This is a genomic window from Candidatus Pelagibacter sp. PS_28 (assembly GCF_059417885.1).
Genome location: NZ_CM182070.1, coordinates 1,209,534 through 1,222,259 on the forward strand (window position 1 = coordinate 1,209,534; position 12,726 = coordinate 1,222,259).

The window sequence follows — 12,726 nt, forward strand, 5'->3', positions numbered from 1 at the left end:
TTACTTCACCCTATAAAGTTTTTTATTCCATCTAAAATATACTGAACACTTAATCCAACTAGAATAATTGCTATTACTCTTGAAATTACACTAATAACTTTTTTGTTTATTATCTGAGAAAATTTTGAAGCAGTAAAAAAAAATATAAAAGTTAAAAGCAAAACTGAAGCTAAAGCAATCATTCCAACAGATTGGTTTGTAAAATTACTTCCCATATCTGAAACAGAAACAATAACAGATGTGATTGCAGCTGGTCCTGCTATAATGGGTGTTGCTAAGGGAAATACACTTACATTTTCAGAATTAAAATCAATGTCATCTTCTTTTCGTTGTTGTCTTTTATCAAACAACATTTCCATGGAAATTATTAATAAAATGATGCCTCCACCAATTGTAAATGCTGGAAAAGATATATTCAAATAATTTAATAAAGTGCTTCCAAGAAATGCAAAGAATAGCAATATGATTGATGCAATTATTGTTGCGCTCAATGCAGTTTTAACTCTTTGTTGGCTGCTCATATTTTGAGTTACTGCTAAGAATAAAGGTGTATTTCCTAGTGGATCAATAACAATAAAATATAAAAAGAAAGTTTGAATAAATATTTCAAGCATTCACTTTTCTAGCATAGTTACCTGGATAAATTCAGTAAATATTAAAACAAATAATAAATTAAGACGTACCTACTTACTTTTCCAATTGCCACTAAAATAATAAAATCTAAAAATCTAACTCTTAATAAACCTGCAACTAAAGTCAGTGGATCACCTATTATTGGAACCCAAGCAAATAATAATGACCATTTACCAAATTTATTAAACCATTTTGAAGAGCTTTCTATTTGTTTGTCTTTAAACGGAAACCACTTTTTTGTACTAAGATTTCTTGAATAAAATCCCAAGACCCAGTTAACAACTGATCCCAAAATATTCCCAAAACTAGCAACAATTAACAATAATAAATTATCAAAATTTGATGTTGCAATTAATCCTGCCAATGTGAGTTCAGATGAAAATGGTAAAATGGTTGCAGCTAAAAAAGATATAGCAAATAAAGATAGGTAAATCACTTAGAGCACTTTTTGGAGCAATACTTTACCTTATCCCAATTAAGCTTCCATTTCTTACGCCAAACAAAAGGTCTTTTACAAACGGGACAAACTTTTGAAGGTAGATTTTCTTTTTTCATTAAATAGTATTTTGTTTAATAAATTTATCAGCTTCAGATAAAATCATTTTCTTTCTTTCATCTTTCATTTTATCAAAAACATAAACCATCATAGACAATCTAGGGTTCTTTAAAAAAAATTTTCTATTTTTATCTATAAACCTCCAATAAAGACCATCCATCGTATTACACCATTCCCCTTTTTTAAAATCCATCATTTTCATAAAATAACTTGATCCACAAATGTATGGTTTCGTTGCAAAAATACCTCCATCACTAAATAAGCCCATTCCATAAACATTAGGAACCATCACCCAATCAGAAGAATCGACAAACATTTCCATAAACCACTTATAAACAATTGTTGGTTTCACCTCACAAAGGTTCATTATATTTGATAAAATCATCAATCTTTCAATATGGTGAGACCAGCCATGATTAAGGGCATTTTTAATTGCATGATCCAATGGAGGCAAACCTGTTGTGCCTTCATACCAAGACTTTTTCATTTTTCTCTCATGGTTGAAAAAATTTTTTGTTTCCATTTCATCAGAGTAACCTTGATAAATTCCACGCATGAACTCTCTCCAGCCTATTATTTGACGAATATAACCTTCAAGTGAGTTCATTCTAATTTTGTGTTTTTTATGAAATTCTAAAATTTTTTGAATGATAATTTCAGGGGTTATCAATCCTAAATTAATGTACGGGCTTAATGCGCTATGAAATAAAATATTGTCTTTTTGATTAACAGCATCTTCATAATCGCCAAATAAATTTGATTTTTCTTTAATAAAAAAATCTAAAAGTTTGACCACATCATTGTATTCTGTTGCTAACCAAAAATCATTTGTGCTACCAGGATGATCTTTAAATAATTTTTCAATAATTGGTTTTAATTTTTTAGTATGATTAGTTTCGTAAATTTTTGGAAATTTTGGTATTGATATATCTTTTGGTAATTTATTTCTGTTATCTTCATCAAAACTCCATTTACCCCCAATAGGATTTCCATCTGCTCCCATTAATATTCCAGATTTTTTACGAACTTCTTTGTAAAATGTTGCCATAAAAGGTTTTTTTGATTTTACTAAATAATTTTTAAACTCATCTCTTGAGTTTAAAAACATTGGAGTTTTAATAATATTCCAGTTTATTTTTTCTTTTTTTAAAAATTGATAAATTTTCTTTTCAAAAAATTTATCCTCAACCTCAAAACTTGAAATTTCAGTAATTTTTTTTTGATTAATGATAATTTTTAATTTTTTAAAATAAGTATCTTTAAAACCTTTGTCCTCAATTTTAGAATATTCAAGTTTGTATTTATTTGCTCTAAGCTTATCTGCATAAGACCTCATAGAAGAGAGAAATAGCAGTATCTTTTGCTTATGATGCTTTTCATAAGTACATAATTCATAGTCTTCTGCCATGTAAAAAGAGTGGTCCTTTTTGAAGCGGTCTACGTATTTTAATGGAAATAATTGATTGCCAAGTATAAAAAACAATTTCATAGTTAAATATAACTAAATAAAAATTATATGTCAGAAAAATATCTTATTTTTGGTGCGACAGGTTCTGTAGGCTCTAGCTTAGCTGAGCAATTAAAAAATTCAGGTAATGATATTCATCTAGTTGCAAGAAATGAAAGTGAAGTTAAAGCAATTGCAGAAAAATTAGGTTGTTCTTATACAGTTGCTGATGTCTTAGAAGATGGGTTTATAGAAAAAGTAAAATCAGATATTAATGATATCAAGGGTATCGCTTACTGTGTGGGCTCTATTGATTTAAAACCATTAAGAATGGTTACAGAAGCAGATATGAATAAATGCATGAAATTAAACCTTTATTCAGCCATTGAAGTGATAAAAGGATTTCAAGAAAGTTTAAAAAAGAACAAAGGCTCAGTTGTTTTATTTTCAACTGTTGCTGCTCAAAGAGGTTTTACTAATCACACAATTATTGCTTCTGCTAAAGCAGCTGTTGAAGGATTAACTGTTACACTAGCTGCTGAGTTTGCTCCACATATTAGAGTGAATTGTATTGCACCCAGTTTATCAAAATCTAAAATTGCAGAACCAATGTTAAAAAATTCTGCAATTGCAGAAGGAATTGCTAAAGCTCATCCTCTTAAAAGATTGGGTGAAGGAAAAGATTCTGCAGCACTTGCAAAATTTTTGATTACTGAAGATAGTTCTTGGATTACTGGACAGATAATAGCTGTTGATGGTGGTAGATCAAAACTTTCTTAAAGTGAAAAAATATTTTTTATTAGTAATTTTTTTTCTTTTATTTGCTTCAAAAAGCTATTCCAATAATTATACATTCACTAAAATTATAGAGTTAAATGAACCTTGGGGATCATCCTTTATTAACAATGATGAAATCATTATTACTGAAAAAATTGGAAAAATTAAAATTGTTAATGTTATTTCAAAAGAAGTTACAGAGATTAAACATAATCTCAATTTTTTAGAAGTCGGCCAGGGTGGGTTATTAGATATTATTCACCAAGATAATACTCTATGGATTTCTTATTCAGAAGATAGGGGAAATTTAAAAACAAGCACATCAATTGCAAAAGCACAATTAAACAAACAAGAATTAAATTTTAAAAATATTTTTCAAGCAAACCCTCCTATAGATTCTGGTTATCATTTTGGTTCAAGATTAGCGATTAAAGATAGTTATATTTATGCATCAGCTGGTGAAAGAGGCCAAGGTATGATTGCTCAAGATCCCACAAAACATCCTGGTAGTATTATTAGAATTCATACTGATGGTCGTATTCCCAAAGATAACCCAAAGTTTACTGGTAAACCAGATTGGTTGCCTGAAATTTATCAAATAGGTGTTCGTAATCCACAAGGTTTAACACTCTCTGATTATGATGGAAAAATATATTTAAGTAATCATGGAGCAAGAGGTGGTGATTGGTTTGGAGAGGCTAAAAAAGGAGAAAATTATGGATGGAAAATTTTAGGTTGGGGTGGAAAAAATTATTCTGGAATTCCTATTGGCCCAAAATGGAAACCAGGTTTTACTAAAGCAATTCAATATTGGGTACCTTCCATAGCTACAAGTGCTATTACAATTTACAGAGGAAATGAGTTTAAAGAGTGGAATGGGCATGCACTAGTTACTTCTTTAAAAGATAGATCTTTAAGAAAACTAATATTTAATGATCCAACTAATGTGAAAGAAGATGTTATATTTAAAGATAATGTTGGAAGAATAAGAGATATTCAAGTTCATCCATCTAATGGTAAAATATTTTTTTTAAGTGAAAATGCTTTATGGTTAATGGAAAAAAAATAATCTTAATTTGATAATATATTTTTTAAAGAGTTTATCTCTCCAATTTTAAAGATAATAGCATCCTCTTTTTTAAAACCATATTTTTCTGCACTAGCTTTAAATCTTACTGGTGGTTCCATAATAGGTTCCAGTGATAAAACAAAAGTTCCCCAGTGTGTTCCCATAACCTTTTTACTTCTTAAATCTTTTGCTACATTTAAAGCTTCTTCTGGTGTTGTGTGATAAATCGATTTATCAAACATAGGCTTAAAGTCATAAGCTCCAATATTAATCATTGTTAAATCAATTGGACCATATTTTTCACCTAATTCTTTGTAAATATTTCCATAGCCAGTATCGCAAGCAAATAAGATTTTTTTACCCTTATATTCAATTAAGAAATTGCCCCAGAGTGTTTTGTTCATATCTGTAAGGCTTCTCTTCGACCAATGGACAGCTGGGAGTAATGTTACTTTCAGATCATCATTAACCTGAATTTCCTCATACCAATCCATTTCATTTACATCTTTAAATTTATTTTTTGTAAAGTATTTTCCAAGATTTAGTGGTATCAAAACTTTTGTATTCTTAAACGGATATTTTCTAATGGTGCCCATATCTTGATGATCATAATGATTATGTGTTAATAATAATAAATCTGTCTTTGGAATTTCATTTAAATTTAAGGCAGGCTCAGTAAATCTATCTGGGCCAAAAATTAAAGGTCCCGCATTTTTTGAAAACACTGGGTCAGTTATAATTGTTGTATCTCCAAGTTTAATTAAGTAAGTAGCATGACCAATCCAAGCAATATAATCTTCATTTTTATACTTTTCTAAATCAGATAAAACTTTTTCTTTATCAACAACGTGTTCTTTTGGAACAGTCATATCTATTTTTTTTTTCAATTTAATGAATTGTGTATATGAAAACTTCGCTTGACTAGTTCTAACAGGTGATCCTTCTGGATTTCTAAAAGTTCCATCTGGTAAATGATGATAAGGTTTTTTTTCCATAGTAATTATTGGTGAGTTATAAATTGTAATTATAATTAGAAAAGTTAAAAATTTTTTCATCTATCTTTTCTTAATTTTACAATCTTTTAAAAATATGACTAAAAACTCCTGACCATAATAATTTATAGTTTTTATCAATTAAAAAATTATAGATATCACTTTTTTCTATTTCTTTTGCGTGAATTTCAACACACACTAATTCTGGTTTAAACTTATCAAAAGATAGTCCCCTTAGAACTTTTAGGTCAGCCCCCTCTACATCAATATCTAAAAGATCAATTTTAGAATCTTTATATTTTTCTCTGCTCAGTATTTCATCCAATGTAAAAGCTTCTATTTCTTTTTCTTTAACCTCGCCTTGGAACACACTTTCTGCCTGACTCTTTTCTATTGTGCTTAACTGACTAAGTTCTTTTTGATAAAATAGTTTTATATTTTTATTTTTATCTGAGATTGCACAATTATAGTTAAGATCTCTTGGTCTCATAAAGTTAAAAAGGTCAATAGAAAATTTACTTGTATCTATATTAACTCCACTCCAATTCTGCATATGTAATAGGTGAGTATTATTTCTATGTATAGGGTGATAGCAGCCAACATCTACATAAAAACCATTTTTTCTGTCTTTAAAATAGTTTAAAATAGCGGTGTCTTCATTATTCATTGAATAAGATTTTTTTTTGATAAAAAATTTATGCTTAATATAAATACTATGAAGTATATGAAGTTTTTTGAATATTTTTTTTAACACCTATTTTTGTGATCTTTTAAAGCACTCAATAGTATTTTTTAATAAACAGGCAATAGTCATTGGTCCTACTCCACCTGGAACAGGTGTTAAAGCTCTTGCAACTTTTGAAACTTCTTCAAAAGCAACATCACCAACAATACCATTTTCAGTTTTATTGATCCCAACATCTATTACAATTGCATCTTTTTTAACCCAATCAGCTTTCACAAGTTCTGGAATACCAACAGCAGCAACGATAATATCTGCCTCCAAGCATTCTGCTTTTAAATCTTTAGTCTTTGAATGAGTAATTGTTACCGTGCAATTTTCTTTTAAAAGTAATTGCGCCATTGGTTTACCGTTTAAATTTGATCTACCAATCATAACAGCTTTTTTTCCACTCAAATTTGGTTCAATTTTTTTGATCATTAAATAACATCCTAAAGGAGTACAAGGAACTGAACTTTCATAGCCTGAAGAAAGATTTCCAACATTCATTGGGTGAAACCCATCAACATCTTTTCCTGGTAAAATAGTTTCAATCACTTTTTGCTTATCAATATGTTTTGGTAAAGGTAGTTGAACTAAAATTCCCGAAATACTTTCATCTTTATTTAATTCTTCAATTTTATCTAATACTGTTTTTTCTTCCACAGCTTCAGGGTATCTAATTACTTCAGATTTTAACCCTACTTCATTCGCAGCTTTCTCTTTCATACGAACATAAATTTGACTAGGGGCCATTTCTCCAATTAAAATAACTGTAAGTCCTGGAATTTTGTTGTGTTTAGCTTTTAGCTCTACGACCTCTTGTCTTAATTCTTCTCTAAGTTCAGCTGCTATTTTTTTTCCATCTATTAAAATCATGTGTTCCCTTAAAAAATCATTGGCGCAATGTACAACTTCATACACATTTCTATAAACCAAATCAATAAAAGTAATATAACTGGTGAAATATCTATTGATCCTAAATTAGGTAAAAAACTTCTTATTTTATTAAGTGCAGGATTTGTTAATCGATAAGTCACCTCTAAAATAGAATAAACAAATCTATTTTGAGTATTTAAAACATTAAATGCAACCAGCCAGCTGATAACTACATTTGCAATTACCACATAAGAATAGAGCTTTAATATTTGAAGAACCAAATAAAAAATTGCTATCATTTTTTCTCGATATAAATTGACTGACTTGGGAATGCAAATGAAGCTTTGTTTCCTTCTACTATTTCTTTAATTGCAATCGCTAATCTTTCTTTAACTAAAAGAGAGTCGCTCCAACTGTTGCTGGCCGTAAAACATCTAACTAATAAATCTATTGAGCTATCAGAAAACTTTTCAATTCTTACCGCAACACCAACACTTTGGCTGAAGTCCTCGCTTTTATTAATATAGTTTTCTATTTCTTCTCTTACTTTTTTTAACTGTGCAACAGTGGTATCGTATTGAAGAGTAATGGACCATCTTATTCTCCAATTGGTTGTTTCACTAATATTAACTACTGAGTTTTCAGCAAATTGAAAGTTTGGAATTATTGCTAAAGATTTATCAAATTTTCTAATCACTGTTGATCTAAATCCAATTTTTTCAACAATACCTTCAATTGTTCCTTCAACTAAAATCCAATCTCCAATTTTAAATCTTTTTTCAACTAAAACTAAAATTCCTGATATTAAATTTTTAAATAAGTCTTGTGCACCTAAAGCAACTGCAACACCAAATAAACCCAGTCCAGCAATAATTGGTCCAATTTTTATTCCCCAAAGTTCAAGAACAGCCGCTAAACCTAGAATGAAAATCAAAATTTTTAATGATTTAATAATCCAGCCAATTAACTCTCTAGTTAACATTTTATCTAAACCACTTAAAATATAAGAGATGGGTTCAACAATTTGATGTATCACCCAAAAAATAAAAATAGTTATTAAAGTTCTATTAATTGTATCAATAGCTACTTTGCCATCTTCTCCAAAAGACATGTAATAACTTGCAATAAAAAAACCTAGAACAATGGGAAGAAATCTTGCTGGCCCAACCATTGCATGGACGAAAGTGTCATCTAGTTTATTGGTTGTTCTTTTAGAGATACTTTCTAATCTTTTAATAATTACTTTACTGATAATTCCTCTAAAAATTAAAAAAATAAAAAAAATCCCAATTCCAATTAATATTTGAAAAATATCAATACCGTGAATTCCCTTTGACCAAACTGAAAAAAATAAGTCACTAAAATTGTTAAAAATTTCCATAGCTAAATTTTATATAGCAAAAATTCCTCTTCTCCAGGGTTAAAAAGAAAAATTTTTTTCCACTTTATTTCATTAAGAATTGAAGAGGTTTTTTCTCCAATACACATTAAATTAGTATTCATCCATAGGGTTTCTAGCTTATAATTTTTAATTACTTTTAAAAAATTAATCGCACTATTTTGCGAATAAATGTAAGTAATTTCAGGCATCTTTAATTTTAATTTTTCGATAAAGCTTTCATCGTATTTTTCAATTGGGTTAGCTCTGTAATTAATTAATCGTTCTATCGTATACCCACTCGAAACAAGCTCTTTGTCCAAATCGCTAGAGATTATCTCTCCACTTATATAAATTAGCTTTCCTTCAGAAGGTTTAAAATTTTGCAAGATTAATTCCTTAAGATTATTAACATTTCCTTCGGCTGCAAAAACATTTTGAAAACCAACACTTCTAGCTTTTTTTTCAGTAGCACTTCCAACACAAAAACATTTTAATTTTTTATCAATGTTCTTTATATCCAAAAATTTAACAGCATTAGCACTGGTAAAAATAATTGCTTTAAACTCCGAATAGTTTGGTGCTTCGTATTTTAAACCTTCAATATTAATTAAAGGTAAATGAGATATTTCATGACCCAATGATTGAAATTTTAATATCATTTCATGACAATCTTCTAGAGGTCTTGTAAATAAAATATGCATATTATTTTTTGTAAGAATTATTAGACATCTTTTTAAGAGTTTTTCCCATCTCTATTCCCAATTCTTCTGCTTTATCTACACTTTCAGATGATTTTAAATAAAATCTTTTACTGCCATCTAGTGAAAAAAGCTCTACTTCAAGATTAATTTTGTTCCCCTCAATGTTTGCAAATGCTCCTACTGCTGTTTCACAATCTCCTTCTAAAACTTTTAAGACGTTTCTTTCAGCTTTTATTGAACTGTGTGTTGATTGATGATCAACTTGTTTTAATAATTCAATTAAACTTTCATCGTTATCTCTACACTGCAAGGCAATAACTCCTTGTCCAGCACAAGGTATAATTTCTGAAGTAGAAAAAGTTTGAGAGATATTTTGATTTAATCCTAAAGAATCGATTCCAGCATAAGATAAGATAATTGCATCATATAAGTTTTCGTTAAGTTTTCTTATCCTTGTATCAACGTTTCCTCTAATTAATTTACAATTAAGATCATTTCTTATTTTTTTAATCTGAAATTCTCTTCTATATGAGGATGTTCCAATAATTGAATTTGATGCTAAATCTTTTAGATGTTTATTGTCTTTGCTAATTAAAATTTCTCTAGGATCATTTCTTTCTAAAAAGCAATCTGTCAACAATCCTCTAGTTTCTTCAGAAGGCATATCTTTTAATGCATGTACCGCTATATCTATTTTTTTTTCTAATAATTCAACCTCTATAGTTTTTGAGAAAAGTCCCTTACCCCCTACTTCAGATAACCTTTTGTCTTGAACTTGATCGCCCTTAGTTACAATTTCTTTAATGATTACTTCTTCAATTCCAAAATCTTTTGAATGTTTGAGAATTTTTTCTCTAGCCTTTTCAGCATAGATTATTGCTAATTTGCTTCCTCTAGAGCCTATAATAATTTTTCTATTTTTCATTTAATTGCTTTATACTTCATACTTATATTGAGAATGTATTATTAATAAAAACTAATTTAATGAATAAAAAACCCATAATTTTAGGAATTGAATCAAGCTGTGATGAAACAGCAGCCTCTATCATAACTGAAAATGAGGAAGGTATGCCAACAATTTTATCAAGTATTGTTTCAAGTCAGGTGGATGTTCATAAAGAGTTTGGTGGTGTTGTGCCAGAACTTGCCGCAAGATCCCATATGGAAAAAATAGATTTAATCACAAAAAAAGCATTTGATAAAAGTGGAGTAAAAATGGAAGAACTGGATGCAATAGCAGCCACAGCAGGACCTGGTCTTATGGTCTGTCTGTCTGTTGGTTTAAGTTTTGGAAAAGCAATGGCCTCCTCGCTAAATAAACCTTTTATAGCTGTTAATCATTTAGAAGGACATGCCTTAAGCCCAAAACTAAATTCTGAATTAAATTATCCTTATTTATTACTTTTAATCTCTGGAGGTCACACTCAGTTTTTAAGTGTGCAGGGCTTGGGAAATTATAAAAGATTAGGAACAACTATTGATGATGCTGTAGGTGAGGCATTTGATAAAACGGCAAAATTATTAGGAATAGAATTTCCTGGTGGTCCCCAAATTGAAATATACGCAAAAAAAGGTGATCCCAATAAATATGAGCTACCAAAGCCAATTTTTCATAAAGGAGGATGTAATTTATCATTTGCAGGTTTAAAGACTGCTGTTTTAAAAATATCAAAACAAATAAAAACTGAACAAGAAAAATATGATCTTGCAGCATCTTTTCAAAAAACAATTGAAGAAATACTATATAAGAAAAGTAAAATTGCTTTTGAAGAATTTAAAAAAATGAACACAACAGATAAAAATAAATTTGTAGTTGCAGGTGGTGTTGCTGCTAACAAGAGAATTAGAGAAGTTCTAACTAATCTTTGCAAAGAAGAAGAGTTTGAAGCGATATTTCCACCTATTAATTTGTGTGGAGATAATGCAGCAATGATTGCAATGGTTGGATTAGAAAAATTTAAGTTAAAACAGTTTAGTGAATTAGATAGTCCTGCAAAACCTAGGTGGCCCCTAGATGCAGATGCTGCTTTTTTAAAGGGTGCTGGAGTAAGATTGTAGTGCAGTTTGGAAAAAAATAGTAGATCCACGATTAAAACAAAAAACGTTATGTTCTTGTTTAAGTAGTTGATTAACTATAGCTGTACTAATATGACCTGTACCACCTACTATACATATTTTCATAATCAGTTATATATCAGAGTTTATGTGTAATTTTTTATCTAAAAAAAGTAAGACATAAAATTACAATAGTATGATTTTGGGTGCTTAAAGTAATATTGCATAATTATAAAAAAATTGATTAAATTATTCAATTAAAATGTTAAATATTAACTAGACAAATTTAAATGAAAATTGCAATAATTGGAGAACAAAGCAGCAAAGGTGGGGGTTCTTACCATCAATCGTTAAAATCATATAAATTGCTCTCTGACATAAAAGGATTTGAATTTATACTTATAAATATAAATTCAGAAAATAAGTCCGATGAAAAAATTACTCACTCTATTGATTACAATACAAATTTAATAGATAAATTATTTTTTCTATTCAACTCTTCAAAAGTATTAAAGTCATTATTAAAAAAGTATAATATCCACAATAGATTTGAGAAACTTGTCAAAAAAGAGGGTATAGATTTGATATTATTTTTAGGTAACACTAGACTTGCTGAGTTTTGTGATAGAATTAATTACGCAACCTACATATATGAATTTCATCATATTTTTAGACCAGACCTGCCAGAGTATAAAGAATGGACAGACTATGATTTCAGAGAGCACATATTAAACACAAATATTAAAAAATCAATTTCATTAATTGTGGATACGAAGAAAAAAAAGGATGCTATTGAAAAGTATTACAACTGTTATGAAAAAAAAATAAAAGTAATTCCTTTAAGTTCTAATATTTCAACCTCAAATAAACAGAACACAAAACTTAACTTGGAACAAATAAAAAATTGGGTTGGTGAAACTAACGAGTTTTTTTTTTATCCAGCTCAGTACTGGTCACACAAAAATCATTATTATATTTTAGAGGCTATTAAAGTTCTAAATAGAAAATATAATAAAAAAACAAAATTTATATTTACTGGTCATAAAAAAAATAACTTCAGCTATATAAAAAAAAAAATAGATGAGTTGCATCTTAACGATCAAGTAGTTTGTCTAGAATACCTTGGTGATGAAGAAATAAGAAATTTATATAGAAATTGTAAAGCACTAGTGATGCCTTCATTGATTGGCTACTCATCATTGCCTCTCTATGAAGCTTTTTATTATAAAAAACCTGTTTTTTATACACTGGGTCTCTTGGATGATTCGCTTAAAGAGTTTGTGACTGAAATTGATATTGAGAATCCAGAAAATTTAGCTGAAGAAATAAATAATCTTGAGAATAATATAGAAAAAATTAATAAAAAAAAATTGAATGCATACGAGTATTTTATTAAAAATTTATCTGATGAAAAAATAAAAAACTATTATACTGATTTTTTTATGGAAATAAAAAAACAAATGAAGCTCTATAGATAAATTTTTAGATAAAAATTTTAATAACAAACTTATAGAT

General features: G+C 28.7%; 15 protein-coding genes. 4 read left to right on the plus strand and 11 right to left on the minus strand.

Annotated elements, in window-relative coordinates:
- Positions 1-5 precede the first annotated feature (5 nt).
- The 4 genes from AC5SMR_RS06550 to AC5SMR_RS06565 are packed head-to-tail and all read right to left on the minus strand — an operon-like array spanning position 6 to position 2,678.
- On the minus strand, positions 6-614 hold the full coding sequence (locus AC5SMR_RS06550; protein WP_494576795.1) for a MarC family protein: 609 nt from the start codon (positions 612-614) through the stop codon (positions 6-8).
- Positions 615-655: 41 nt separating this feature from the next.
- The gene (locus AC5SMR_RS06555; RefSeq protein ID WP_494576797.1) at positions 656-1,069 is read right to left on the minus strand and encodes a YqaA family protein; all 414 of its coding nucleotides are present in this window, start codon (positions 1,067-1,069) and stop codon (positions 656-658) included.
- Positions 1,066-1,188 carry a DUF2256 domain-containing protein gene (locus tag AC5SMR_RS06560; protein WP_018413654.1) on the minus strand — a complete coding sequence of 41 codons (123 nt, stop codon included), beginning with the start codon at positions 1,186-1,188 and terminating at the stop codon, positions 1,066-1,068. The genes AC5SMR_RS06555 and AC5SMR_RS06560 overlap by 4 nt, the downstream gene beginning before the upstream one ends.
- Positions 1,188-2,678, minus strand: a complete 1,491-nt coding sequence (locus AC5SMR_RS06565; protein ID WP_494576799.1) for a cryptochrome/photolyase family protein — start codon at positions 2,676-2,678, stop codon at positions 1,188-1,190. Before AC5SMR_RS06565 ends, AC5SMR_RS06560 begins: the two co-directional genes overlap by 1 nt.
- Positions 2,679-2,705: 27 nt before the next feature.
- Between AC5SMR_RS06565 and AC5SMR_RS06570 the strand changes: the two genes are divergently transcribed.
- Together AC5SMR_RS06570 and AC5SMR_RS06575 are read left to right on the plus strand one after the other, a co-directional pair.
- Complete coding sequence (locus AC5SMR_RS06570) at positions 2,706-3,416, plus strand: SDR family NAD(P)-dependent oxidoreductase (RefSeq protein WP_494576801.1); 711 nt, start codon at positions 2,706-2,708, stop codon at positions 3,414-3,416.
- Positions 3,391-4,482 (plus strand): PQQ-dependent sugar dehydrogenase, encoded by a 1,092-nt coding sequence (locus tag AC5SMR_RS06575; protein ID WP_494576803.1) that lies wholly within the window; start codon positions 3,391-3,393, stop codon positions 4,480-4,482. Before AC5SMR_RS06570 ends, AC5SMR_RS06575 begins: the two co-directional genes overlap by 26 nt.
- 2 nt (positions 4,483-4,484) lie before the next feature.
- Here AC5SMR_RS06575 and AC5SMR_RS06580 read toward each other — a convergent pair whose 3' ends face one another.
- From AC5SMR_RS06580 to hemC, 7 genes are all read right to left on the minus strand, one after another.
- Positions 4,485-5,537 carry an MBL fold metallo-hydrolase gene (locus AC5SMR_RS06580; RefSeq protein ID WP_494576805.1) on the minus strand — a complete coding sequence of 351 codons (1,053 nt, stop codon included), beginning with the start codon at positions 5,535-5,537 and terminating at the stop codon, positions 4,485-4,487.
- A gap of 16 nt (positions 5,538-5,553) precedes the next feature.
- The gene (locus tag AC5SMR_RS06585; RefSeq protein ID WP_494576807.1) at positions 5,554-6,141 is read right to left on the minus strand and encodes an FkbM family methyltransferase; all 588 of its coding nucleotides are present in this window, start codon (positions 6,139-6,141) and stop codon (positions 5,554-5,556) included.
- A gap of 87 nt (positions 6,142-6,228) precedes the next feature.
- On the minus strand, positions 6,229-7,074 hold the full coding sequence (locus AC5SMR_RS06590) for a bifunctional 5,10-methylenetetrahydrofolate dehydrogenase/5,10-methenyltetrahydrofolate cyclohydrolase (RefSeq protein WP_271486119.1): 846 nt from the start codon (positions 7,072-7,074) through the stop codon (positions 6,229-6,231).
- A gap of 8 nt (positions 7,075-7,082) precedes the next feature.
- Entirely contained in the window at positions 7,083-7,373 is a 291-nt protein-coding gene (locus AC5SMR_RS06595; RefSeq protein WP_006997601.1) for a YggT family protein, read from the minus strand.
- A complete protein-coding gene (locus AC5SMR_RS06600) occupies positions 7,370-8,455 on the minus strand; it encodes a mechanosensitive ion channel family protein (protein ID WP_271616710.1) in 1,086 nt (361 codons plus the stop codon). Before AC5SMR_RS06600 ends, AC5SMR_RS06595 begins: the two co-directional genes overlap by 4 nt.
- 2 nt (positions 8,456-8,457) lie before the next feature.
- A complete protein-coding gene (locus AC5SMR_RS06605) occupies positions 8,458-9,156 on the minus strand; it encodes a uroporphyrinogen-III synthase (RefSeq protein WP_494576810.1) in 699 nt (232 codons plus the stop codon).
- Between the two features lies 1 nt (position 9,157).
- Positions 9,158-10,081, minus strand: coding sequence for a hydroxymethylbilane synthase (gene hemC, locus AC5SMR_RS06610; protein ID WP_494576812.1), 924 nt, complete (start codon positions 10,079-10,081; stop codon positions 9,158-9,160).
- A gap of 59 nt (positions 10,082-10,140) precedes the next feature.
- Here hemC and tsaD point away from each other — a divergent pair, with 59 nt between their 5' ends.
- Positions 10,141-11,214, plus strand: a complete 1,074-nt coding sequence (gene tsaD / locus AC5SMR_RS06615; RefSeq protein ID WP_494576814.1) for a tRNA (adenosine(37)-N6)-threonylcarbamoyltransferase complex transferase subunit TsaD — start codon at positions 10,141-10,143, stop codon at positions 11,212-11,214.
- A 287-nt stretch (positions 11,215-11,501) separates the two neighbouring features.
- Entirely contained in the window at positions 11,502-12,689 is a 1,188-nt protein-coding gene (locus AC5SMR_RS06620; RefSeq protein WP_494576816.1) for a glycosyltransferase, read from the plus strand.
- Positions 12,690-12,726 lie beyond the last annotated feature (37 nt).